Raw genomic sequence first — 25,092 nt, 5'->3', positions numbered from 1 at the left:
GCCAGTTAATTTTTCGTTATAAATCAACAATTTAAAACCTTTATAGTCATTTAGACGCTTGCTTCTATATAGTCATACCGACTACACGGAGTCACTATGACTGCAAAATCCCTGCTGACGACATTGCTTCCACTGGTCGCTGACCTGTCCCGCGAACTTCCGGAAGGTGAGCGCTATCGGCGCTTGCTCGAAGCCATGCGCGCCCTGCTGCCCTGTGATGCAGCAGCGCTGTTGCGCCTTGATGGCGAATGGCTGGTGCCACTGGCAGTCGACGGCTTGAGTACCGACACCCTCGGTCGACGTTTCAAGGTGAGTGAGCATCCACGTTTCGCGGCGCTGCTCAGCAGCCCCGGACCGACCCGGTTCGCCGCCGATAGCGAACTGCCCGATCCGTACGACGGTCTGGTCGCGGGCCTGGATGAGCATCTTGAAGTCCACGATTGCATGGGCTGCCCCCTGTTCATCGACGAGCGCCCGTGGGGCTTGCTGACCCTTGACGCCCTTGATCCGGAACGCTTTGAACCGATCGAACTGGACGCCCTGCAAGCCTTCGCCAGCCTCGCCGCCGCCACGGTCAACGCTGCCGAACGCATCGAGCGCCTGGCCAATCGTGTCGAAGACGAGCATCAGCGCGCCGAGGTTTATCGCCAGGCGAGCGGGCAGCAAAACCGCGAAATGATCGGCCAGAGCAAGACCCACAAGCGACTGGTCGAAGAAATCAACCTGGTGGGCGGCAGCGACCTGACCGTGTTGATCACCGGGGAAACCGGGGTGGGCAAGGAACTGGTCGCCCAAGCCATCCACGCCGCGTCTGCCCGCGCCGATAAACCGATCATCAGCCTCAATTGCGCCGCACTGCCGGACACCTTGGTGGAAAGCGAACTGTTCGGCCATGTCCGAGGTGCGTTCACCGGTGCGATGAATGATCGACGCGGTAAGTTCGAACTGGCCAATGGCGGCACACTGTTTCTGGATGAAGTCGGCGAGTTGTCCCTGACGGTGCAGGCAAAGCTGCTGCGTGTTCTGCAAAGCGGCCAACTGCAGCGCCTGGGGTCGGACAAGGAGCATCAGGTGGACGTGCGCCTGATCGCGGCGACCAACCGTGACCTGGCGGAGGAAGTGCGCAGTGGTCGCTACCGTGCCGATTTCTATCACCGCCTGAGTGTCTACCCGCTGCTGGTGCCCGCCCTGCGCGACCGAGGCCGCGACGTGCTGTTGCTCAGCGGCTTCTTCCTCGAACAGAACCGCTCGCGCATGGGCTTGAACAGCCTGCGCCTGAACAGCGATGCCCAGGCTGCATTGCTGGCGTACGACTGGCCTGGCAACGTGCGAGAGCTGGAACACTTGATTGGCCGCAGTGCCTTGAAGGCGCTGGGCAACTGCAAGGAACGGCCGAAGATTCTCAGCTTGAGTGCCGCGGACCTGGACCTGCCCAACGGCAGCATTGAAGTGACCGCACAACCCTCCGCCGCCGCTCCGGTGCCGCTGGTGTCGGGAGATTTGCGCGAAGCCACCGAGCAGTATCAACGCCAACTGATCGGCGCCTGCCTTGAGCGCCACCACAACAACTGGGCAAGCGCAGCGCGTGAGCTAGGCTTGGACCGGGCGAATCTCGGGCGGATGGCCAAGCGATTGGGCATGAAATAACACACCCTCCATTCACCACGTTTCATGTAGCAGCTGGCGAAGCCTGCGTTCGGCTGCGAAGCAGTCGTGAAACCTGAGTATCGGGTCCCGTTGAGTCACTGGGTCGACTATATAGACGACTGCTGCGCAGCCGAACGCAGGCTTCGCCAGCTGCTACATAGGTCGCGTCGGTCGGTGATACCGGGTAATTGACCTAAAGCCTGCCCTTTACGAGTCGATAACCCGGCATCGATAGCTGTTGGCGATCCCGCGATCGCCTGCCACCTTTTTCCACAGAAGGTTTTTATGTCTTCCAACAAAGCCCGCGCAGACTCACTTTCGCTTCTGCTGTTTACCTTGCGCAGCGGCAAGCTGATGGCGATCAACCTGCTGAAAGTCAGTGAAATCATTCCCTGCCCGCCACTGACCAGGCTTCCGGAATCGCATCCACACGTCAAAGGCATCGCCACCTTGCGCGGTATGTCCCTGTCGGTGATCGACCTGAGTCGGGCCATCGGCGAACGTCCGCTTGAGGACCCCAACGGTGGTTGCCTGATCGTCACTGACGTCAGTCGCTCCAAGCAGGGCCTGCACGTCCAGGCGGTGAGCAAGATCGTCCACTGCCTGACCACTGACATCCGCCCACCGCCTTATGGCTCTGGCGGCCTGCGCTCGTATATTACCGGCGTCACGTCGGTCGACGGTACGCTGGTGCAGGTGCTGGATATCGAGAAAGTCATCCACGGCATTGCCCCGGCCCAGATCGAATCAGCCCCGACCGAACTCAGCATGGAAGACGCCGAAATACTCGGCACCGCGCGAATTCTGGTGGTAGATGACAGCCAGACAGCGCTGCAACAATCGGTACACACCCTGCGCAACCTCGGCCTGCAATGCCATACCGCCCGCAGCGCCAAGGAAGCCATCGACTGCCTGCTGGACCTGCAAGGCACCGATCAGCAGATCAACCTGATCGTCTCCGACATCGAAATGTCCGAGATGGACGGCTACGCCTTTACCCGCACCCTTCGCGAAACACCTGACTTCTCGCACCTCTACGTGCTGCTGCACACGTCGCTGGACAGCGCGATGAACAGCGAAAAGGCGCGACTGGCGGGCGCGAATGCCGTGCTGACCAAGTTTTCCTCACCCGACCTGACCAAGTGCCTGATCACAGCGGCCAAGGCTGTCGCAGAACAGGGTCATTGAGTGTTGGCTGAGCAATTCTGTTTCTTGATGCGGCGCAACCTCACCGAGGCTGTGCCTGACTTCATCTGGCCGCAGGACATCGTGTTGACCCTCTACCGTCCTGAATTGGCCGAGGCCGTTCATCAGCTGATGGAGATGGGTTATCAGCAAGGCGGCGGGCGAGTACCGGCGCTGGATCTCTGGCAACGGCGCTTTGAAACCGACCCCGAGTACGATCCGAGCCTGTGCTTTATTGCGCTGGATGCTCAAGGCGTCGTGGGCGTGGCCCAGTGCTGGACCAGCGCCTACATCAAGCACCTGGTGGTGCACCCTCGAGCCCAGGGCCGGGGATTGGGACGTGCTTTACTGCTGCAGGCGTTCAACGTGTTTCAACAGCGGCGCGAAGGGTTTGTGGATTTGAAGGTGCTAGAGGACAACGTTCGGGCGCAGCATCTGTATGAAAGTGTCGGGATGCGTGTCGTTCGCCGGGAACTGGTTCCGGGTTGATACCGCTATCGCCCCATCAGGCATACTGGCCACCAAAAGCCCAAGGACTCCTGAACCATGAAAGCCAGCACTCTGTCCCTTCTCTGCCTCACGGCTCTGGCCACCCACGCCAACGCTTCCAGCCCCGACGCCTGGACTGCCTACGACAAGGCCGTGATCGCCAGTTGCACCAAGGCCAGCGGCCTGAAGAACGTCAAACCCGTCGGCAAGTCCGCGCAGTTCGATGACCGGGTCGACTACACCGCCCTCCTGCTGCAAGGCCAATACCCGCAAAAACACATGAAAGGCCAGCAAGGGACCGAGTTGTGCCTCTACAACAAGAAAACCAAAACCGCCTACGTCACCGAATGGGATTCCATTCGCCCAACCACTAAGGCGCAGTGACCGGTCAGATCGGATAATGCTGCGCGCCGTGCATGACCGGTTCTAGCCATCAACACGGATGTGTGGCGCATAACTTGCTTCGACGCAGGTCTTCGCGGTGGCTTTCTGTCGCCGATTCCTGCTTCCGGATGCGACTGACTGCTCAATGAATACAACGTTTTCCTGCGTAGGTTGCGGCAAATGCTGCAACGACCACCATGTACCCCTGACCCTGGAAGAAGCCCGCATGTGGGCGAATGACGGCGGCCAGGTGATCGTGTTGGTCGAAGGTTTTCTGGGCAATGGCCTCGGGCTGCCCCTGCAGCAACGCGAACACGCCGAACGCCGTTCGGCGGTGGTTCGCAGCGGCGAGTCCGACGCGTACGTCGCCATCACCTTTGCTGCGTACAACGCCGGTCGCTGCCGGAATCTTGACGAAGACAACCTTTGTCGCATCTATGAACGTCGCCCCTTGGTGTGCCGCATCTACCCGATGGAAATCAATCCGCACATCCCCCTGAACACCGCGGTGAAGGAATGTCCGCCGGAGTCGTGGGAAAAAGGACCGGATCTGATTGTGGGGGGTGAATTGGTGGATCAGGAACTGGCAGGGTTGATCCATCGTTCCCGTCAGGCGGATCGTGACGAGATTCAAACCAAGGATGCGATTTGCGCGTTGCTGGGGATTCGCACCACCGCGCTCAAAGGTGACGGATTCACTGCCTATCTGCCGGACATGACGGCGTTTGCCACGACCCTCGATGAGGTGATCGGGCAAACGCTACCGGAATGGGGCAGTGAGTGGCAGTTTCATCTGTCAGGTGAAGACGTCGCCGGGCAGGTGCTGGCGGCGGGGGCGGAAGTGGCACGCGAGATGACGCCGAACTATGCGTTCATCTCGTTGCGGGCGGCTTGATTCAGCCAGAAGTGCTGTGCCTGAGATGGCCTCATCGCGAGCAGGCTCACTCCTACACCGAACCGCGCCTGGCGCGGTTTAAATGTGGGAGCAAAGCTTGCTCCGGGCGGCGTTCCGACGATAGCGGTACAGCGGATAACAAAGTTCTGAAACCTAACGCTTGCCCATCGAACGACGAGTACCCGGAGGCGCGGCACCTGGCGTCTTGGTGTGGCCGTTCTTAGCGCCGTTCTTGTACCACGGCTGGCTGGCGCTCTTGGCCGCTGCCAGGTCACCCGGTTTGAACGGGAACTTGAACGCCGGGATGGCGGCTTTGGTTTCGCTGTCTGCGCTGGAGTCGACGCTGTCTGGCAGGTCTGCCTGGTCGTCGCTCAAAGCGGCGGCAACCGGCGGTTGTGTCGGGGAAGTCATGAAAGCTCCGGGGTGATGCAATAGAGTCGGGCCCGGTCAGCGAGCCGCGAAAGGCGGCAGTATACCTGCACGGCCGACACACGCACGCGCACCTTCGGTCGGCCGTGAAAGAATTTCCCCTCGACCCTGCCCGCTGCTTCCTACAGGTAGGTGATGGTGACGATGCCCTTTTCAGAGGTTGTCGCCACGCCGATCCCGTCTGAACTCAAGCGCTCGAACGTCGCCGTAAGAGGCATCGAGCCGCGAGCACAAGCATTTCGGTAGGTGTTCACCTCTACGCTCACCCCCGGGGTTACCTGAAGACGTCTGGACTCGGTGAATTGCACAGCACCGGCCTGCCCTACCGCGCACCCGGCCTCGACAATCTGACCGACAAAACTGATCTGCCCCGATTCACTTCTGGGCGCAGCAGTCACCGCTAGCGGTATAAATAACAGCACACTCGAAAATAGAAATGTCAGCTTCATTTCAAGGCCACTCCGTTATTGTTTTGAGGTCACACCTTTTGTATCTGCCCGCAGGAAAAGATCTTTAGTCAGCGTAGTTCCTGTCGCTAACAGCCCCGCCCTCACACGGGAGCGTCTTGTACGCGGATATTTCGCGCAGACGCGTACGAAACTGACAGCGCCGTCAGTTAGCAGTCACTTTCCTGACGGCGTAACAGGGCTATAAGGAAGGTATAAACCTGACCGTCCTTCCGTCTCATCTGCCCGGCGCCCGACTCGCATGCGAATTCAGAAAAAACCCGCCCTGCTCGCCACCCTTCTGATCGCGCTGATAGCGCTGGGCGTCTGGTACGTGACAAAACCGGCCACGGCAAAACTCGCGGCCCCCACCGCAATCCCCGTGCGCGTGGTCAACGTCGCCGAAAAAGACGTCCCTCGCTATGTCACCGGCATTGGTTCGGTCCTGTCGCTGCATAGCGTTGTCGTGCGCCCGCAGATCGACGGCGTCCTCACCAAATTGCTGGTCAAGGAAGGTCAGTTGGTCAAGGCCGGCGACCTGCTGGCCACCATCGATGACCGCACGATTCGCGCCAACCTCGATCAGGCCCGGGCACAACTGGGCGAGAGTCAGGCGCAGCTGCAGGTGGCCCTGGTAAACCTCAAGCGCTACAAACTGTTGAGCGTCGATGATGGCGTTTCCAAGCAGACCTACGATCAGCAACAAGCATTGGTGAACCAGCTCAAGGCCACGGCACAGGGTAATCAGGCATCGATCGACGCGGCACAGGTGCAACTTTCCTACACCCAGATTCGCTCCCCGGTGACCGGTCGCGTCGGTATTCGTACCGTGGACGAAGGTAACTTCCTGCGCATGACGGATACCCAAGGGTTGTTTACGGTGACCCAGATCGATCCGATCGCGGTGGAGTTCTCGCTACCGCAGCAAATGCTGCCGACCCTGCAAGGCCTGATCAACGACCCGGAGCATGCTCAGGTCAAGGCGTACATCGGCGCCGACACCGACAGTGAGACCGACAACCTACTGGGCGAAGGCCATCTGACCCTCATCGACAACCAGATCAACGCCAACACCGGGACCATCCGCGCCAAGGCGGAATTCAACAATGCCGGACAGAAGCTGTGGCCCGGTCTGTTGGTGACGATAAAAATTCAGACAGCGCTGGTTAAAGATGCGCTAGTAGTCCCGCCTACCGTCGTACAACGCGGGCTCGATCAGCATTTCGTTTACCGGGTCAAAGGCGACAAGGTCGAAACCGTCCAGGTACAGATGGTCTATCAAGGCAGCGGCCAGGACATCATCAAAGGCGTGAACCCGGGCGATGTGTTGGTCAGTGATGGGCAGTCTCGGCTCAAGCCAGGCTCGACGGTTCAGGTGCTGACCGAGCCACCGCAGGTGGTTCAATCGGAGCCTAAGCCATGAAGGGTCATGGCTCGGTTTCCGCCTGGTGCATTGATCATCCGGTGGCGACGATCCTGCTGACCTTCGCCTTGGTATTGCTCGGCGTTATCGCCTTTCCGCGCTTGCCGATCGCTCCGCTGCCGGAAGCCGAGTTCCCGACAATTCAGGTGGCCGCGCAGCTACCCGGCGCCAGTCCGGAAACCATGGCTTCATCGGTGGCCACCCCACTTGAAGTGCAATTCAGCGCCATCCCCGGCGTGACCCAGATGACCTCGAGCAGCGCCTTGGGCTCGACCAACCTGACCCTGCAATTCACCCTCGACAAAAGCATCGACACTGCCGCGCAGGAAGTTCAGGCCGCGATCAACACCGCCGCCGGCAAACTGCCTAAAGACATGCCGACGTTGCCGACCTGGAGGAAGGTCAACCCGGCCGACAGCCCGGTGCTGATCCTGAGCGTCAATTCGACCCAGATGCCCGGCACCGAACTCAGCGACCTGGTGGAAACCCTGCTCGCCCGTCAGATCAGTCAGATCGACGGCGTAGGCCAAATCAACATTACCGGTCAGCAACGTCCCGCGATTCGCGTGCAGGCTTCGGCCGATAAACTCGCCGCCATCGGCCTGACGCTCGCGGACATTCGCCTGGCGATCCAGCAGACCAGCCTGAACCTGGCCAAAGGTGCGTTGTACGGAGAGTCGAGCATCTCGACGCTGTCCACCAATGACCAGTTGTTCCATCCCGAGGAATACAGCCAGCTCATCGTTTCCTACAAGGACGGTGCGCCGGTTCACCTCAAGGACGTGGCCAAAGTCGTCAACGGTTCGGAAGATGCCTACGTTCAAGCCTGGGCCGGCGATCAGCCGGGGGTCAACCTGGTGATCTCCCGTCAACCGGGGGCGAACATCGTCGAGACCGTGGACCGTATCCAGGCGGCCCTGCCGGCGCTGGAAGCCATGCTGCCGGCCTCGGTTCAGGTCAAGGTGCTGGTCGACCGCACACAGACTATTCGCGCCTCCCTGCACGAGGTGGAAATCACGCTACTGATCGCCGTCCTGTTAGTGGTGGCGGTCATGGCGTTGTTCCTGCGCCAATGGTCAGCCACGTTGATCGTGTCGGCGGTGCTGGGGGTATCGCTGATCGCCAGTTTCGCCCTGATGTACATCATGGGGTTCAGCCTGAACAACCTGACGCTGGTGGCGATCGTGGTGGCCGTGGGGTTTGTGGTGGACGACGCGATCGTGGTGGTGGAGAACATTCACCGCCATCTGGAGGCCGGCGACGGCATGCGCGAGGCGGCAATCAAGGGCGCCGGCGAGATCGGCTTCACCGTGGTGTCCATCAGTTTCTCGCTGGTGGCAGCGTTCATCCCGCTGCTGTTCATGGGCGGCGTGGTCGGGCGGTTGTTCAAGGAGTTTGCGCTGACGGCAACGTCGACCATCATGATTTCGGTGGTGGTTTCGCTGACGTTGGCACCGACGCTGGCCGCGCTGTTCATGCGTGCGCCTGTGCATCACGCCCACAGCAAACCGACGTTCGGCGAGCGCTTGCTGGCCGGCTACGAAAAACTGCTACGCCGCGCCCTGGCCCATCAGAAATTGATGATCGGTGTATTTGCCCTGTCCCTGGGCTTGGCAGTTGCCGGGTACATCTTCATTCCCAAGGGTTTCTTCCCGGTGCAGGACACCGGTTTTGTCCTCGGCACCACCGAAGCCGCCGCCGATATTTCCTACGGCGACATGGTGAAAAAACACCTGGCGATGGCCGAAATCGTCGCCGCCGATCCTGCCGTTCAGGCGTTTTCCCATTCGGTGGGCGTCTCCGGCAGCAACCAGACCATCGCCAATGGCCGGTTCTGGATCTCTCTCAAAAAACGCGGTGACCGCGATGTGTCGGCCAGTCAGTTCATCGACCGCATTCGCCCGCAACTGATGAAAGTCCCGGGTATCGTGCTGTACCTGCGCGCCGGGCAGGACATCAACCTCAGCTCGGGCCCGAGTCGCGCCCAATACCAGTACGTACTCAAGAGCAACGATGGCGCGACCCTCAGCACCTGGACCCAGCGTCTGACGGAAAAACTGCGCAGCAATCCGGCATTCCGCGACATTTCCAATGACCTGCAACTGGGCGGCAGCATTACGCACATCAATATCGACCGCAGCGCCGCTGCGCGTTTCGGGCTGACCGCCAGCGATGTAGACGAAGCGTTGTACGACGCTTTTGGGCAACGGCAGATCAATGAATTCCAGACCCAGATCAACCAGTACAACGTGATCCTGGAGCTGGACACCCAGCAACGCGGCAAAGCTGAAAGCCTCAACTACTTCTACCTGCGCTCGCCGTTGAGCGGTGAAATGGTGCCTCTGTCGGCCCTGGCCAAATTCGATGCGCCAACGGTCGGCCCGCTGTCCATCGCCCATGACGGCATGTTTCCCGCTGCCAACCTGTCGTTCAACCTGGCACCCGGCGTCGCGCTGGGCGATGCGGTGATCATGCTCAACCAGGCCAAGGCGGAGATCGGCATGCCGGCGGCCATGAGCGGTAACTTCCAGGGTGCGGCCCAGGCGTTCCAGAGTTCGTTGGCCAGCCAGCCATGGCTGATTCTTGCGGCCCTGTTGGCGGTCTACATCATTCTCGGCGTGCTGTACGAGAGCTTCGTCCATCCGTTGACCATCATTTCGACGCTGCCTTCTGCGGGGCTCGGAGCGGTCATCATGCTGTGGATTTGCGGCCAGGACTTTTCGATCATGGCGCTGATCGGTCTGGTGCTGCTGATCGGGATCGTGAAGAAGAACGGCATCCTGATGATCGACTTCGCCCTCGACGCACAACGCAATCGTGGCTTGCCGCCGGAAGAAGCGATTTATGAGGCCTGTATCACCCGATTCCGGCCGATCATCATGACCACGCTCGCCGCCCTGCTTGGCGCGTTGCCGCTGATGCTTGGCTACGGCACCGGCGCCGAGCTGCGCCAGCCATTGGGGATCGCGGTGGTCGGCGGCTTGCTGGTGAGCCAGGCGCTGACGCTGTTCACCACTCCGGTCATATACTTGTGGCTTGAGCGGGTTTTCCACCGGGGCTCACCCACTCCAGCACCCGCAGCGATGCCGGGGCTGGCGAACACAGACTGAGGCGGGGTCATGCGCGTTCTGATTATCGAAGACGAAGAAAAAACCGCGGATTATCTGCACCGTGGCCTGACGGAACAGGGTTACACCGTGGATCTCGCGCGCGATGGTGTCGAGGGTCTGCACATGGCGCTGGAAAGCGACTACGCGGTGATCGTCCTCGACGTCATGCTCCCGGGCCTCGATGGCTTCGGCGTATTGCGTGCCTTGCGTGCGCGCAAGCAAACCCCGGTGATCATGCTCACCGCCCGCGAGCGTGTCGAAGACCGCATCAAAGGGCTGCGCGACGGTGCCGACGATTACCTCGGCAAACCGTTTTCCTTCCTGGAACTGGTCGCGCGCTTGCAGGCCCTGACACGGCGCAGCGGCGGCCATGAACCGGTGCAGGTGAGCATCGCCGACCTGTGGATCGATTTGATCAGCCGCAAGGCCACCCGCGCCGGCACCCGCCTGGACCTGACGGCCAAAGAATTCTCGCTGCTCAGCGTGCTGGCCCGCCGCCAAGGCGAAATCCTCTCGAAAACCGCCATTGCGGAGATGGTCTGGGACATCAATTTTGACAGTGATGCGAACGTTGTCGAAGTCGCGATCAAACGCCTGCGCGCCAAGCTCGACGGGCCATTCGACGAGAAACTGCTGCACACGATCCGTGGCATGGGTTATGTGCTGGAGAGCCGTGGTGTCCAGTAATTCGATTGCCTTGCGTTTGAGCGGAATGTTCACGCTGGTGGCGCTGCTGGTGTTCCTGTTGATTGGCTGGGCGCTGTATCAACAAGTCGACAAGGGCTTGGGCCTGCTGCCGGAAGCGGAACTGGACGCGCGCTACAGCGTGCTCGAATCCACCGTCGGCCGTTACGGCACGCCCGAGCATTGGGTGAAGATCAATAACAAGCTCAAGCTGCTTGGCGAAGAAGACAAACGCATCAGCTTCTGGATTATCAGCGGCGACCCCCACTACGAATACGGCAACCTGACACCGCAGATTCGCGCGTTCGCCGAAGGTCCGCTGGGCATGCGCGACTTGAAATTACCCGAACAGCCCTACCCCCTGAAAGTGCTGGTCAGTCAGTTCCCGGCCAAGGACCAGCGACCGCCGCTGCGTTTCATGATCGGAATCGACACCGAGACGTTTTTCCAGACGCAACATCACCTGCTGATCGCATTGATCAGCCTGGCGATCATTGGTGTGCTGCTGGCCTCGGCGCTGGGCTACTGGGTGGCGCGGATCGGCCTCAAGCCACTGATCAAGCTGTCTCAGGAAGCGCAACGGTTGGCGCCGCCCTTGTTGTCCGGGCGCCTGCAGTTATCGCCACTGCCGCCGGAGCTCAATCAATTCGTCAACTCTTTCAACTCCACACTGGAGCGGGTCGAACAGGCTTACTCGCGCCTTGAATCCTTCAACGCCGACGTGGCGCATGAACTGCGCTCACCCCTGACCAACCTGATTGGCCAGACCCAGGTGGCGCTGACTCGCGGCCGGTCGGCGGAGCATTACTTCGAGGTACTGCAATCGAACCTTGAAGAGCTCGAGCGACTGCGCTCGATCATCAACGACATGCTGTTCCTGGCCAGTGCCGATCAGGGCAGCAAGGCCACCAAACTGACGTCAACCTCCCTGGCGGATGAAGTGGCGACCACGTTGGAATATCTGGATTTCATCCTTGAAGATGCACAGGTTCGGGTACAGGTCAGCGGCGATGCGCAAGTACGGATCGAGATCGCTCATTTGCGTCGGGCGCTGATCAATCTGCTGAGCAACGCGGTGCAGCACACTGAGCCTGGACAGGTGATTCAGGTAAGGATCGAGGTTGAAGCGCATCAGGTGAGTATCGGCGTCACCAACCCGGGATCGCCGATTGCCAGCGAGCATCTGTCGCGGTTGTTCGAACGGTTCTATCGGGTCGATGCATCGCGCAGCAACAGCGGAAACAACCATGGGTTGGGGTTGGCGATCGTCAAGGCGATTGCGCTGATGCATGGTGGGGATGTGTTTGTGCGCAGTGATCAGGGCGTGAACACCTTCGGTATTCATCTGCCTGTCTAAAGCCTATCCAGATCCCCTGTGGCGAGCGAGCTTGCTCGCGCTGGGTTGCGAAGCAGCCCCTCACATTCTTCCAGTCAGACCGCATTCGCAGGATCTGCGCCTGCTGCGCAGCCGAGCGGGAGTAAACTCCCTCGCCACAAAAAACCTCCATTCCTCTGTGGAGCTGTGGCGCTGTGGCTCTGTGGCTCTGTGGCTCTGTGGCTCTGTGGCGAGCGAGCTTGCTCGCGCTGGGTTGCGAAGCGACCCCATGCATCCTTCCAGTCAGACCGCATTCGCAGGATCTGCGCCTGCTGCGCAGCCGAGCGGGAGTAAACTCCCTCGCCACAAAAACTCTCGCGCATCCCGCACCGACTATTGCCTCCAATGCAACAGTCCTTTCATGAATCCGTTCTTTTTCCCCTCTTCATTCCCCCTTATCGTTGCGCCACCAAACAGCACTTGCCAAGCAAGAAGGTTTTAAAGATGTCCAACACCATGGGTATTGCCAGCGCTTTCGTTTTGTCCTCATTGTTCCTTTCCCCGCTCGCCTTTGCCGAAGAGTCCCAGGCCTTCGTTGCGCACAACAACGAGCGTGCCGCCGCGTTCGAAGCGTACCAAAGCGAAATGACGGCCAAAGCGCAAGATGCCGCGCAAACCCCACAAGCGTCGAATGCTCAGTCCCGCCAAACGATTGAGAAAGACAGCTGATCAACCGAATCCGCTCTGTTTCCCTCGACACTTTTCATCGGCTCTTCCCTTTGAAAAGTTGTCTTCAAGCCGCTGCTATCAGCGGCTTTTTTTCGTCGCGAATTTAGACTTCCCTGGCTCGCTGTGCCTGAGTAGACGCGTCAACGCTTCAGGATGATCGTCGACTACCCCGCTAATGTCTTCTAAGCTTCAATCAATCAGGGACCGGCACGAGTGCCGGTTTTTTTGTTCTGGACGTATATGCGGACATCATTCCCATGATCACGAGCCGCCTGCCGCAGGTTTCAGGCAAGAACCGTCGACCTGAAATCATGGTGATCCTCGGCAGCTCCCTGACCGTCATCGCGATCATCAGCATCGTCACCTTCCTGCTGATTCGCGAACACGCCAGCGCCCAAGAAGCCGCGACCCGCAGCGCGACCACCATCGCTCAACTCATCGATGCCGACGTGCTGCGCACCGTGGAACTCTATGACCTGTCCCTGCAAGGCCTGATTGCGGCAGCGCAACGGGACGATTTGAAACAGGTGTCTGCACAAATTCGCCATCTGGTCCTGTTCGACCGTTCCACCACGGCGCGTTTCAAAGGTGACATTTTGCTGCTGGACAAGCATGGCGAGGTACTGGCTGACTCTTCACTGATCGAGCCAAAGCCTGGCAACTTCGCGGACCGTGATTATTTCCAGACACATGTTTCCAGCCGCGACACCGGCATGTTCATCAGCCGACCTTTCAAGCCTCGCTGCGACTGCGAAGACAGCAATGAATGGCGGATCAGCTTCAGCCGCCGGATCGCCTCCCCAACCGGTGAATTCCTGGGTGTTGCCGTGGCGTCGATGCGTCTGACCTACTTCGACCAACTGTTCAACACCCTGAACATCGGCAACGACAGCACGCTGAACATCATCAACGACGAAGGCATCCTGCTGGCTCAGAAGCCGTACCTGGAACACGATTCGATCGGTAAGAGTTTCGCCAATCGCCCTAACATCATGCGCATCCTGCGCGAGGGCAGTGGCAGCTTCAACAGCGTGTCGAGCATTGACGGGCAGCAGCGGCTGTACACTTTTTCCAGGGTGGGTAATCTGCCGCTGACGGTGATCGTCGCCCTTTCCGGTACCGACGTGTTTGGGGCGTGGAGACGAACGGCGATGGTGATCAGCGGCGCCGCAGGCGTGCTGTGTATCGGCCTGCTATGGCTGAGCTGGTTGCTGTGCCGGGAGCTGCGTCTGCGCCACAACGCCGAGCAGGAATTGTCCCTGTTGGCCGCCACCGACCGCTGACCGGTGTTGCCAATCGCAGGATTCTGGACCTGACCCTGCGGCATGAATGGTTCCGCGCCCAGCGATCCGGCCTGCCATTGTCGGTGCTGATGATCGATGCCGACCATTTCAAGGCTTTCAACGATCGACACGGCCATCAGCGTGGCGACGAGGCATTGCGAACGATAGCCAAGGTGATTTCAGCCAATGTGCGACGTCCTGCAGATCTGGTGGCCCGCTATGGCGGCGAAGAGTTTTCCGTGATCCTGGCGGAAACCGACAGCGCGGGCGCGCAGAAGATTGCCGAACAGATCCGTTCGGCGGTGGAACAATTGCCACGGGTGGAAGGCGATGACTCGCCGATGACTGTCAGTATCGGTATCAGTACCTGGACCACCAAGACCGACGCCACGCTGGAGCAATTGCTGTTCGCGGCAGACAAGGCGTTGTATCAGGCGAAGGAGCGCGGGCGTAATCGGGTGGTGGCTGCGCTGTGAAATCCTTGGTGTGACAAAGGGCTTGCCCGCGATGAGGCCGCTACAAGCACCGCTTCACTTTTGCGCGGACATAAAAAAAGGCCACCCGAAGGCAGCCTTTAAAAACTAGAGAGGTTTTTACTTACACGGCCGCAACTGGACGCATGTAAGAGATCGGTGCTGTGCTGGCGTCTTCGAAAGTCACGACTTCCCAAGCATCTGTCTGCTCAATCAACTTGCGCAGCAGCTGGTTGTTCAATGCATGTCCGGACTTGAAGCCCTTGAACTCACCAATCAGGCTATTGCCCAGCAGGTAGAGATCACCAATAGCATCGAGGATCTTGTGCTTCACGAATTCGTCTTCATAGCGAAGGCCGTCTTCGTTCAGTACACCATCCGCGTCGACCACAATAGCGTTTTCAACGCTGCCGCCGAGTGCGAGGTTGTGCTTGCGCAGGTACTCGATGTCACTCATGAAACCAAAGGTACGGGCGCGGCTGACTTCTTTTACGAACGAAGTGCTGGAAAAATCCACGCTTGCACTTTGTGTGCGGTCACGGAAAACCGGGTGATCAAAATCGATCTCGAAGCTCACTTTGAAACCTTCGAAAGGGACGAAAGTGGCGCGCTTGTCGCCGTCTTCCACTGTCACTTCCCGCAGGATCCGGATGAACTTCTTGGCAGCGTCCTGTTCTTCCAGGCCAGCCGACTGAATCAGAAATACGAAGGGTCCAGCGCTACCATCCATGATTGGTACTTCGGACGCGGAGAGCTCGACGTAGGCGTTATCGATGCCCAGGCCAGCCATGGCCGAGAGCAAGTGCTCCACCGTGTCCACTTTGACGTCACCGTTAACCAGTGTGGTCGACATAGTGGTTTCGCCAACATTTTCTGCGCGAGCAGGTATCTGCACCACAGGATCGAGGTCAGCACGACAAAACACAATGCCGGTGTCGATAGGCGCGGGCTTGAGGGTCAGGTATACCTTCTCCCCGGAGTGCAGGCCTACACCTGTGGCACGGATAATATTTTTCAGTGTGCGTTGTTTAATCATGGCTTGGGCCGCTTCAGCGCAAATTGCGAACTGGTATCAACAAAGGCTGGCGATAATAGCAGACCAGACCTTTGCTGAACACCAATCACCTTCATAGCCCTGATACATTCCATCAATCGGCCTGACGACGCAGGAAAGCCGGGATGTCCAGGTAGTCCAGGTCATCTTGCGGATTCATCTTCGCGGCAGTCGCTGCACCGGCCTGAGCCTGGTTGCGCATAACGGTCGGACGGTCCAGATCACGGTAGTTCACAGCAGGTGCGTCCTGACGAGCGGGCGCCTGTTGTTGTGGCTGGGAAGCCATGGAGGTGTGAACGGTATTGTCGATAATCTTTACAGGTTTCTCGATTTTAGCGCCCAGACCAGTGGCAACCACGGTCACGTGCAGCTCGTCACGCATGTCCGGATCGATAACGGTACCGACCTTGACCATCGCGTGTTCGGAAGCGAAGGCTTCGATGATGCTACCCACGTCGGAGTACTCACCCAGGGACAGGTCAGGACCGGCGGTGATGTTCACCAGGATGCCACGTGCGCCTTGCAGGTTCACGTCTTCCAGCAGCGGGTTGCGAATGGCCGCTTCGGTGGCCTCGCGTGCACGGTTCGGACCGCTGGCGCAGCCAGTGCCCATCATTGCCATGCCCATTTCGCTCATCACGGTACGTACGTCGGCAAAGTCGACGTTGATCATGCCCGGACGCTTGATGATGTCGGAGATACCGCGAACGGCACCGGCCAGTACATCGTCTGCCTTGGCGAAAGCCGACAGCAGGCTGGCGTCCTTACCGAGGATGGTCAGCAGCTTCTCGTTGGGAATAGTGATCAACGAGTCGACGCTTTCAGACAGCAGACGGATACCTTCGTCAGCGATCTGCATACGCTTGCGGCCTTCGAACGGGAACGGACGCGTCACTACCGCAACGGTGAGAATGCCCATTTCCTTGGCCACTTCAGCAATGATCGGCGCAGCACCGGTACCGGTACCACCGCCCATGCCAGTGGTGATGAACACCATATTGGTGCCCTGCAGGACTTCGGCAATGCGCTCACGGTCTTCGAGAGCGGCCTGACGACCTACTTCAGGGTTGGCACCAGCGCCGAGACCTTTGGTCACGCCAGTACCCAGTTGCAGGATGGTCCGCGCGCCGATGCTTTTCAGCGCCTGGGCATCAGTGTTGGCGCAGATGAACTCAACGCCTTCAATGTTGCTCTTGACCATGTGGTTGACAGCGTTGCCGCCGCCTCCGCCAACACCGATAACTTTGATGACCGGGCTTGCGGGGATGTTGTCTACGAGTTCGAACATTTTCCCTCTCCTTTACATTCTCTAGTTTTTTCGCCTACTGCTTTTGTTGCCGTGCTGCATGTCGCTTGAAACTGATGCTTAGAAGTTGCCTTGTACCCAGCTCTTGATGCGATCGAGCAAAGCGGGTTTAGGCTCTTCATTGCTGTAACTGTCGCGGCTGCTGATACCCGAGAACGAAATCCCGTCGGACTGCTTTTGCAGGCCGTACATCAACAGGCCAACGCCTGTGGAGTAAATCGGGTTGCGGACCACGTCATCGAGACCCTTCACGCCATGGGGCACGCCCAGGCGTACCGGCATGTGGAAAATTTCTTCGGCCAGTTCGACCGCGCCTTCCATTTTCGACGTACCACCGGTCAGCACGATGCCGGCCGGAATCAGGTCTTCGTAGCCACTGCGACGCAGCTCGGCCTGGATCAACGTGAACAGCTCGTCGTAACGCGGCTCGACCACTTCGGCCAGGGCCTGACGGGACAGTTCGCGCGGTGGACGGTCGCCAACGCTTGGCACCTTGATGGTTTCACCGGCACCGGCCAGTTTGGCCAGGGCGCAGGCGTAGCGAATCTTGATCTCTTCGGCGTACTGGGTCGGGGTGCGCAACGCCATGGCGATGTCGTTGGTGACCTGGTCGCCTGCAATCGGGATGACCGCCGTGTGACGGATCGCGCCTTCGGTGAAGATCGCGATGTCGGTGGTGCCGCCACCGATGTCCACCAGGCAAACGCCCAGCTCTTTCTCGTCATCGGTCAGTACCGAATACGCGGAAGCCAGTTGCTCGAGAATGATGTCGTCGATTTCCAGACCGCAACGACGCACGCATTTTTCAATGTTCTGTGCAGCGTTGACCGCGCAGGTCACAACGTGGACCTTGGCTTCCAGACGTACACCGGACATGCCCAGTGGCTCACGTACGCCTTCCTGGTTATCGATCACGTAATCCTGCGGCAGGGTATGCAGTACGCGCTGGTCGGCCGGGATCGCTACGGCCTGGGCGGCGTCGAGGACGCGCTCAAGGTCGGCGGAGCTGACTTCGCGATCGCGGATCGCAACGATGCCGTGGGAGTTCAGGCTGCGGATGTGATTGCCTGCAACACCGACGAACGCCGAGTGAATTCGGCAACCGGCCATCAGCTGCGCTTCTTCGATTGCGCGCTGGATCGATTGCACGGTGGACTCGATGTTCACCACCACGCCTTTTTTCAGGCCACGGGAAGGGTGGGTACCGATCCCGACGATTTCCAGCGTGCCGTCGTCCGAGACCTCGCCGACCAGCGCCACCACTTTGGAGGTGCCGATATCGAGACCGACGATCATTTTCCCGCTTTGCACGTTTGCCATGGGTCCTGCCTCTTCTTAATTCTTCGCGACAGCGGGTTGGGCTGCCGTGGGCGCTACAGGTTCCCGCCAGCCAACAGCGAGGCCGTTGGCGTAGCGCAGATCGATGCGCGCAATGTTCGTTATCTGTTCTTTAAGCGTCTTGTCATAGATGGCAATGAAGCGGCGCATCTTTTCCAGCAGGTTGCCGCGTCCGAGCAACAGTTCGATTCCCGGGCCCGCGCTGCCGGCGCCAGTGGTCAGGAACCAGCTGCCCCGGTCACGCAACTCCAGGCGTGCAATCGAGAAGCCCAAAGGCCGGAGCATCTGGCTCAGTACCTGGTATTGCTGCATCACTTGCTGTTGCGCCCGTTGAGGGCCGAACAGCTGTGGCAAATGTTCGTAATTGGCCAGCTCACGCGGGGTAAACGCCTGCCCCTGGTTGTTCAACAGCGACTCATCGCCCCAACGCGCCACCGGCAGTTGTTCTTCCAGGCGGATCACGACCTGGTCCGGCCACACCCTGCGCACTTCGGCGTGGGCAATCCATGGCATCTGTTCCAGCTCGGTCCGCATGCTGGCCAGGTCAATGGTGAAGAAACTCGCCGCCACGTAAGGGGCGATCCGTTGCTGCACCGCTTGCTGGCTGATGTAACTCAAGTCGCCCTGTACGGCGATCTTGGTGATCGGTCGATCCGCGTACGGCAGCAACCGCTGTGCGCCTTCGTAGGTACCAAAGCCCAGCGCGACCAGCAGCACCGGCCAGAACAACGCTTTGAGAAAGCCAAAGTTGGCTTTCGGCAGGCGCGCAGACATCGGCTCTTTAGCCACCATTCGGCTGGCACCCCGCGGCACCGGCTTGCGGCCGGGCGGTGCGGGAGGCTGATGTCTAAGCTGTGCGCCTTGCATGGTCTTACCCTCGCGGCTCAATGCTTGCGGCCAGAATGGCCAGAACCAACTGCTGGAAATCCAGACCGGCAGCACGGGCCGCCATCGGCACCAGGCTGTGATCGGTCATACCGGGAGCGGTGTTGACTTCCAGGAACCAGAACTGCCCGTCGGCGTCCTGCATCACGTCTGCCCTGCCCCAACCGGCGATACCCAGCGCCTCACAGGCTTTCGCCGTGAGGTCCATCAATTCTTTTTCCTTGTCGACGTCGAGACCGCACGGAATCCGGTACTGCGTATCGGACGCCACGTACTTGGCGTCGTAGTCGTAGAAACTGTGCGTCGTGCCCAGGGCAATCGCAGGTAACACCTGGTCACGCAGGGTGGCGATGGTGAACTCCGGACCTTGAATCCATTGCTCGACCAACACTTGCGAATCGTAGGTACTGGCCGCTTTCCAGGCGTCGATCAACTCAGACGCGGAAGTCACTTTGGCCATGCCGATACTTGAACCTTCATGGGCCGGTTTGACGATCAAAGGGAAGCCCAGTTCCGTCGCTGCAGAAATACAATCGGCCTCGCAACCCAGTACCGCATGACGCGGCGTAGGAATACCCAGACTGTGCCAGACCTGTTTGGTCCGCAGCTTGTCCATGGCCAGCGCCGACGCAAGGATGCCGCTGCCGGTGTAGGGAATACCCAGGCATTCCAGCAGGCCCTGCATGCTGCCGTCTTCACCGCCACGACCGTGAAGGATGATGAAGGCGCGATCGATTTTTTCGTTCAGCAGACGCTGCAACAGATCATCGCCTACGTCGAGACCGAACGCGTCCACACCCGCGCTTTGCAGCGCTTCGAGAACCGCATTGCCCGACTTCAAGGAGACCTCACGCTCGGCACTCTTGCCGCCAAAAAGCACGGCAACGCGGCCGAAGTCTTTCGGCGCGACAGTGGAGACGAGGTTGGCGTATGCAGCGGTCATTTCAACTTCCCCACGCTCGGTGCGGCAACGGCACCTGCGAACAACGGACTCTTCAACAGTTTCGGTGCGAGACCACCGATATCACCGGCGCCCTGGCACAGCAGGATGTCGCCGGCACGCAGCAGCGGCTTGACCACTGGCGCTAGATCAACGCCACGCTCGATGTAGATCGGGTCGAGCTGGCCGCGTTGACGGATGCTGTTGCACAACTTGCGGCTGTCTGCGCCCGGGATCGGTTCTTCACCGGCCGGGTAGACTTCCATCAGCAGCAGGACGTTGGCATCGGCCAGTACATTGACGAAATCGTCGTACAGGTCGCGGGTGCGGCTGTAGCGGTGCGGCTGGTAGACCATCACCAGACGGCGCTCCGGCCATCCACCGCGCACGGCCTTGATCACCGCGGCGACTTCGGTCGGGTGGTGACCATAGTCATCGACCAGCATCACGTTGCCGCCTTCGACCGGCAGTTCGCCGTAGACCTGGAAGCGACGGCCAACGCCCTGGAACCCGGACAGGCCCTGGACGATGGCTTCATCGCTGACACCCTCGTCAGTGGCGATGCAGATGGTCGCCAGTGAGTTCAATACGTTGTGGTTGCCCGGCATGTTCACCGAAACGTCCAGCGGATCACGATCCGGGCGCAGTACGGTGAAGAAGGTTTGCATGCCCTGCTGACGCACGTTGATCGCGCGCACGTCGCAATCGTCGCCGAAGCCATAGGTCACGGTCGGACGCTTGACCAGAGGCAGGATTTCACGCACCACCGGATCGTCCAGGCACACCACCGCCAGACCGTAGAACGGCAGGTTGTGGAGAAACTCGACGAAGGTTTTCTTCAGTTTGTTGAAGTCACCGTCGTAGGTCGCCATGTGATCGGCGTCGATGTTGGTGACCACGGCAACCAGCGGCTGCAAGTGCAGGAAACTGGCGTCGCTTTCGTCGGCTTCGGCGATCAGGTAACGGCTGGTGCCAAGCTGTGCATTGGTGCCCGCTGCATTCAGTCTGCCACCGATCACGAATGTCGGGTCCAGGCCGCCGGCTGCGAACACCGAAGCGATCAGGCTGGTGGTCGTGGTTTTACCATGGGTACCGGCGACGGCAATGCCGTGGCGATAGCGCATCAGCTCCGCCAGCATTTCGGCGCGCGGTACCACGGGAATACGACGTTCCAGCGCGGTGGCGACTTCCGGGTTGGAAGTGTTCACGGCACTCGAGGTGACCAGTACATCTGCAGTCGCTGCGTTCTCGGCACGGTGGCCGATATAGATGTGCGCACCGAAGGATTCGAGACGTTCGGTGACCGGCGAGGCTTTCAGGTCGGAACCGGACACTTCGTAGCCCAGGTTCAACAACACTTCAGCGATACCGCACATGCCCACGCCGCCGATACCGACGAAGTGGATACGACGGATACGGCGCATTTCCGGTTGAGGCATGGCTTTCTGATTCTCAACCATGGGCCACCTCCAGGCAGGTATCGACAACGTTACGGGTAGCGTCGGGTTTGGCCAGTCGGCGTGCGGCAAGAGCCATGTCGGTGAGTCGTTGTGGTTGCATCAGGACCTCTGTCAGGCGCGCGGCAAGATCCGCTGCGCCGGTCGTTCTTTGTGGCATCAGGAAGGCAGCGCCTTCACGGGCCAAATAGTCGGCGTTGCGGGTCTGGTGATCGTCGATTGCGTGGGGCAGAGGCACCAGCATCGAGGGCAGACCGGCGGCGGCCAGTTCACTGATGGTCAGCGCGCCTGCGCGGCACACCACCAGGTCGGCCCAGCCATAGGCTTGGGCCATGTCTTTGATGAAAGGCTGCACTTGCGCCTCGACGCCAGCCGCGCGATAGCGCTCTGCAGTCACTTCATCGTGGTTTTTACCAGCCTGATGAAACACTTCCGGACGCAGGTCAGCGGCAACTTGCGACAGGGCTTCAGGCAACAATTTGTTCAACGGTTCTGCGCCCAGGCTTCCACCCAGGATCAGCAAACGCGCCTTGCGACCGGCCAGGGCCTGCCGCGGTGTTTCGAGGAACAGCTCGGTACGCACCGGGTTACCGGTGGTGCGGCGGCTGTCCGACAGGGTAAAGGTGTCGGGGAATGCTTCACAGACTCGGGCGGCCAACGGCACCAGCAACCGATTGGCGGTACCGGCCACGGCGTTCTGTTCGTGAACGATCACCGGAACGCCAGCCAGTTTGGCGGCAACGCCACCCGGGCCGGTCACATAGCCACCAAAGCCAACAACGCAGACGGGCTGCAGCTGACGAATGATCGCCCGCGCCTGCCACACCGATTTAAGCAACATGAACGGTGCCTTGAGCAGGGACAATTTGCCCTTGCCCCGCAGTCCGCTGGCATTGATCCGGTGCAGCTCGATACCGGCCAACGGCACCAGCTCGTTTTCGATGCCGCGAGGAGTACCGAGCCAATGCACGGTATAACCGCGGGCCTGGAATTCGCGCGCACACGCCAGTGCCGGGAACACGTGGCCGCCGGTGCCGCCTGCCATGATCAGCACGTTAGCGCCCATGGGTCGGCTCCTCGGCGAAGTCACTTTCCTGGAACTCCATCTCTTCGCTGCCCAGGTGGGTTCGACTCTCCCACTCGATACGCAGCAACAAGCCAAGACAGGCACAGCAAATCACCAACGAACTACCGCCATAGCTGAGGAACGGCAGTGTCAGGCCTTTGGTTGGCAACAGACCGACGTTCACCCCGATATTGATCAGGAACTGACCAATCCACAGGAACGACAAGCCATAGGCGATGTAAGCCGCGAAGAATTGCTTGGCTTTCTCGGCCCAGTAACCGATGTACATGCCACGAATACAGACGAAGGTGAACAGCGCTACGGTGAACAGGGAGCCCACGGCGCCCAGTTCTTCTGCCAAAACCGAGAATACGAAGTCGGTGTGGGCTTCCGGCAGGTAAAACTGCTTCTGCACGCTATTGCCCAGGCCGACACCCAACCACTCGCCACGACCGAAAGCGATCAATGCCTGGGACAGCTGATAACCCGCACCGAACTGGTCAGCCCATGGATCCGCGAAGTTGGTCAGACGCGCCATGCGATAGGGCTGAACCTGAATCAGCAACACCACCGCCGCAACGGCGAGAACCACCATCAGGGAGAACCGGAACAACCCGACCCCGCCGAGAAACAGCATCGCTGCGGCAGCGCCCATCATCACGACGGTGGCCCCGAAGTCCGGCTCCATCAGGAGCAGGCCGGCCATTGGCAGCAGCACGATGAACGGCTTGAAGAAGCCCATCCAGCTTTCACGCACTTCTTTCTGGCGACGCACCAGGTAACCGGCGAGGTAAATCACCACGAACACCTTGGCGATCTCGGAAGGCTGAACGTTGAAGAAGCTGAACCCGATCCAGCGCATCGAACCGTTCACTTCACGGCCGATGCCCGGGATGATCACCATCACCAGCAAGCCGAACGCACCGATCAGCATCAGCCAGCCCAGGCGTTGCCAGGTAGCGATCGGGATCATCATGGTGACGATGCAGGCACCCAGGCCCAACACCACGTAAATAAGGTGGCGAATCATGTAATACAGCGCGCTGCCGGACTGCACCGCCGCCACTTCGGTGGACGCCGATGCAATCATGACCAGACCCAGGCCGAGCAATGCCAGGCAACCGGCGAGCATCGGAAAATCCAGGTCGATACCGCGCCCGGTGATGATCGGCGACGGGTAAGGCTTGATGATATTTCTCAGACTCATGCCAAGTCCTCCACGGCGCGGGCGAACAACGTTCCACGCTCTTCGTAGTTCTTGAACATGTCGAAACTGGCGCAGGCGGGCGACAGCAGCACCGCATCACCTGGCTCGGCGATGGCGCGGCATTGCTCCACCGCTTCGTTCAGCGAGCTGACGCGAATCAATGGCACGGCATCGCCGATGGCCTGGCCGATCAGGTCCGAGTCGCGACCCATCAACACCACGGCGCGGCAATTGACTGCCACCGGATCACGCAGGTCCTTGAAGTCGGCACCCTTGCCGTCGCCACCGGCGATCAACACGAGTTTGCCGTCGATGTCCGCGCCCAGCCCTTCGATGGCGGCCAATGCGGCCCCGACGTTGGTGGCTTTGGAATCGTTGTAGTAGCTCACGCCATTCAAGTCGCGAACCCACTGGCAGCGGTGCTCAAGGCCAGCGAAGGTGCGCAGGCTCGCGAGCATGGCGTCGAAAGGCAGGCCGACCGCATGCCCCAGCGCCAAGGCAGCGAGGGCGTTGGACTGGTTATGGGCGCCACGAATTTTCAATTCGCGCACGGGCATCAGGTTCTGGAATTCGAAGGCCAGGTACTTCTCGCCTTCTTCTTCGCGGATACCGAAGGCCTTGAAATCAGGCTTGGTCAAACCGAAGGTCCAGCAAGGCTGGCCTTCGCCCATCAGTGGGCGGCTCAGGGCATCCTGGCGGTTGACCACGAACTGCTTGGCACCCCGGAAAATCCGGTGCTTGGCCAGGTGATAAGCCGGCAGGCCGCTGTAGCGGTCCATGTGGTCTTCACTGACGTTGAGCACGGTCGCCACTTCGGCGCCGAGGTTATCAGTGGTCTCAAGCTGGAAGCTCGACAGTTCCATCACGTACAGCTCGACGTCGTCGCTGAGCAAATCCAGCGCTGGTGTGCCGAGGTTACCGCCAACAGCAACACGCTTACCGGCCGCAGCCGCCATCTCGCCGACCAGCGTGGTGACGGTGCTTTTTGCGTTGGAACCACTGATGGCAACGATCGGCGCCTTCGCGTGACGCGCGAACAGCTCGATGTCGCCGGACAATTTCACGCCACGGGCGGCGGCAGCCTGCAGGGCCGGGGTCGCCAGCGCCAGGCCGGGGCTCACGTAGAGCTCGTCGGCACGGCACAGGAATTCGACGTCCAGCTCGCCACAACGCACTTCCACGTGCGGATAGTCACGCTTGAGCGTGGCCAGTTCCGGTGGATTTTCCCGCGTGTCGGCGACAGCAAACGACGTGCCCCGGTTCGCCAGGAAGCGAACCAGGGACATGCCGCTCTTGCCGAGGCCGACAACGATGCGGAAGTGGTCAGAAGCGATCAGAGACACTCGT

At 59.9% G+C, this 25,092-nt stretch carries 21 protein-coding genes and 1 pseudogene; 11 read left to right on the top strand and 11 right to left on the bottom strand.

Annotated features, from left to right (window positions below):
* Nucleotides 1-96: 96 nt before the first annotated feature.
* From norR to GBC55_RS09675, 5 genes are all read left to right on the top strand, one after another.
* On the top strand, nucleotides 97-1,647 hold the full coding sequence (gene norR, locus GBC55_RS09695; RefSeq protein ID WP_162437250.1) for a nitric oxide reductase transcriptional regulator NorR: 1,551 nt from the start codon (nucleotides 97-99) through the stop codon (nucleotides 1,645-1,647).
* A gap of 285 nt (nucleotides 1,648-1,932) precedes the next feature.
* The gene (locus GBC55_RS09690; RefSeq protein WP_162437249.1) at nucleotides 1,933-2,835 is read left to right on the top strand and encodes a chemotaxis protein; all 903 of its coding nucleotides are present in this window, start codon (nucleotides 1,933-1,935) and stop codon (nucleotides 2,833-2,835) included.
* Nucleotides 2,836-2,862: 27 nt separating this feature from the next.
* Entirely contained in the window at nucleotides 2,863-3,321 is a 459-nt protein-coding gene (locus GBC55_RS09685) for a GNAT family N-acetyltransferase (RefSeq protein ID WP_162437271.1), read from the top strand.
* Between the two features lie 57 nt (nucleotides 3,322-3,378).
* A complete protein-coding gene (locus tag GBC55_RS09680; protein WP_162437248.1) occupies nucleotides 3,379-3,705 on the top strand; it encodes a hypothetical protein in 327 nt (108 codons plus the stop codon).
* Nucleotides 3,706-3,850: 145 nt separating this feature from the next.
* A complete protein-coding gene (locus GBC55_RS09675) occupies nucleotides 3,851-4,600 on the top strand; it encodes a YkgJ family cysteine cluster protein (RefSeq protein WP_162437247.1) in 750 nt (249 codons plus the stop codon).
* Between the two features lie 153 nt (nucleotides 4,601-4,753).
* Here the strand turns inward: GBC55_RS09675 and GBC55_RS09670 are convergent, their stop codons facing one another.
* Together GBC55_RS09670 and GBC55_RS09665 are read right to left on the bottom strand one after the other, a co-directional pair.
* The gene (locus GBC55_RS09670; protein WP_162437246.1) at nucleotides 4,754-5,011 is read right to left on the bottom strand and encodes a hypothetical protein; all 258 of its coding nucleotides are present in this window, start codon (nucleotides 5,009-5,011) and stop codon (nucleotides 4,754-4,756) included.
* Nucleotides 5,012-5,151: 140 nt separating this feature from the next.
* Nucleotides 5,152-5,478 carry a type 1 fimbrial protein gene (locus GBC55_RS09665; protein ID WP_162437245.1) on the bottom strand — a complete coding sequence of 109 codons (327 nt, stop codon included), beginning with the start codon at nucleotides 5,476-5,478 and terminating at the stop codon, nucleotides 5,152-5,154.
* 259 nt (nucleotides 5,479-5,737) lie between these two features.
* Between GBC55_RS09665 and GBC55_RS09660 the strand changes: the two genes are divergently transcribed.
* From GBC55_RS09660 to GBC55_RS09635, 6 genes and pseudogenes are all read left to right on the top strand, one after another.
* The gene (locus tag GBC55_RS09660) at nucleotides 5,738-6,898 is read left to right on the top strand and encodes an efflux RND transporter periplasmic adaptor subunit (protein WP_162437244.1); all 1,161 of its coding nucleotides are present in this window, start codon (nucleotides 5,738-5,740) and stop codon (nucleotides 6,896-6,898) included.
* Nucleotides 6,895-10,008, top strand: coding sequence for a multidrug efflux RND transporter permease subunit (locus GBC55_RS09655; RefSeq protein WP_162437243.1), 3,114 nt, complete (start codon nucleotides 6,895-6,897; stop codon nucleotides 10,006-10,008). Before GBC55_RS09660 ends, GBC55_RS09655 begins: the two co-directional genes overlap by 4 nt.
* A 9-nt stretch (nucleotides 10,009-10,017) precedes the next feature.
* Nucleotides 10,018-10,695, top strand: coding sequence for a heavy metal response regulator transcription factor (locus tag GBC55_RS09650; protein ID WP_077044915.1), 678 nt, complete (start codon nucleotides 10,018-10,020; stop codon nucleotides 10,693-10,695).
* Nucleotides 10,685-12,049, top strand: a complete 1,365-nt coding sequence (locus tag GBC55_RS09645; RefSeq protein WP_162437242.1) for a heavy metal sensor histidine kinase — start codon at nucleotides 10,685-10,687, stop codon at nucleotides 12,047-12,049. The genes GBC55_RS09650 and GBC55_RS09645 overlap by 11 nt, the downstream gene beginning before the upstream one ends.
* Nucleotides 12,050-12,511: 462 nt before the next feature.
* Entirely contained in the window at nucleotides 12,512-12,736 is a 225-nt protein-coding gene (locus GBC55_RS09640; RefSeq protein ID WP_162437270.1) for a hypothetical protein, read from the top strand.
* 257 nt (nucleotides 12,737-12,993) lie between these two features.
* Nucleotides 12,994-14,495 (top strand): annotated as a pseudogene (locus tag GBC55_RS09635) (sensor domain-containing diguanylate cyclase).
* A 121-nt stretch (nucleotides 14,496-14,616) separates the two neighbouring features.
* On the opposite strand, the gene lpxC reads toward GBC55_RS09635, so the two are convergent.
* From lpxC to murD, 9 genes are all read right to left on the bottom strand, one after another.
* Nucleotides 14,617-15,528, bottom strand: a complete 912-nt coding sequence (gene lpxC / locus GBC55_RS09630; protein WP_008060300.1) for a UDP-3-O-acyl-N-acetylglucosamine deacetylase — start codon at nucleotides 15,526-15,528, stop codon at nucleotides 14,617-14,619.
* 112 nt (nucleotides 15,529-15,640) lie between these two features.
* Nucleotides 15,641-16,834, bottom strand: a complete 1,194-nt coding sequence (gene ftsZ / locus GBC55_RS09625) for a cell division protein FtsZ (RefSeq protein WP_162437241.1) — start codon at nucleotides 16,832-16,834, stop codon at nucleotides 15,641-15,643.
* Between the two features lie 78 nt (nucleotides 16,835-16,912).
* Nucleotides 16,913-18,172: a cell division protein FtsA gene (gene ftsA / locus GBC55_RS09620; protein ID WP_059406214.1), complete on the bottom strand. Its 1,260-nt coding sequence runs from the start codon at nucleotides 18,170-18,172 to the stop codon at nucleotides 16,913-16,915.
* A gap of 15 nt (nucleotides 18,173-18,187) precedes the next feature.
* A complete protein-coding gene (locus GBC55_RS09615) occupies nucleotides 18,188-19,057 on the bottom strand; it encodes a cell division protein FtsQ/DivIB (RefSeq protein ID WP_162437240.1) in 870 nt (289 codons plus the stop codon).
* A gap of 4 nt (nucleotides 19,058-19,061) precedes the next feature.
* Nucleotides 19,062-20,018 carry a D-alanine--D-alanine ligase gene (locus GBC55_RS09610; RefSeq protein ID WP_162437239.1) on the bottom strand — a complete coding sequence of 319 codons (957 nt, stop codon included), beginning with the start codon at nucleotides 20,016-20,018 and terminating at the stop codon, nucleotides 19,062-19,064.
* Nucleotides 20,015-21,475: a UDP-N-acetylmuramate--L-alanine ligase gene (murC, locus tag GBC55_RS09605; RefSeq protein ID WP_162437238.1), complete on the bottom strand. Its 1,461-nt coding sequence runs from the start codon at nucleotides 21,473-21,475 to the stop codon at nucleotides 20,015-20,017. Before murC ends, GBC55_RS09610 begins: the two co-directional genes overlap by 4 nt.
* Nucleotides 21,468-22,538, bottom strand: a complete 1,071-nt coding sequence (gene murG / locus GBC55_RS09600) for an undecaprenyldiphospho-muramoylpentapeptide beta-N-acetylglucosaminyltransferase (RefSeq protein WP_162437237.1) — start codon at nucleotides 22,536-22,538, stop codon at nucleotides 21,468-21,470. Before murG ends, murC begins: the two co-directional genes overlap by 8 nt.
* Entirely contained in the window at nucleotides 22,528-23,739 is a 1,212-nt protein-coding gene (gene ftsW, locus GBC55_RS09595; protein ID WP_178114291.1) for a putative lipid II flippase FtsW, read from the bottom strand. Before ftsW ends, murG begins: the two co-directional genes overlap by 11 nt.
* A 2-nt stretch (nucleotides 23,740-23,741) precedes the next feature.
* The gene (gene murD / locus GBC55_RS09590) at nucleotides 23,742-25,088 is read right to left on the bottom strand and encodes a UDP-N-acetylmuramoyl-L-alanine--D-glutamate ligase (protein WP_162437235.1); all 1,347 of its coding nucleotides are present in this window, start codon (nucleotides 25,086-25,088) and stop codon (nucleotides 23,742-23,744) included.
* Nucleotides 25,089-25,092: the final 4 nt, after the last annotated feature.

Source organism: Pseudomonas sp. TNT3 (assembly GCF_010095445.2).
Classification (GTDB): Bacteria; Pseudomonadota; Gammaproteobacteria; order Pseudomonadales; family Pseudomonadaceae; genus Aquipseudomonas.
This window is presented reverse-complemented; position numbering and strand designations above follow the sequence as displayed.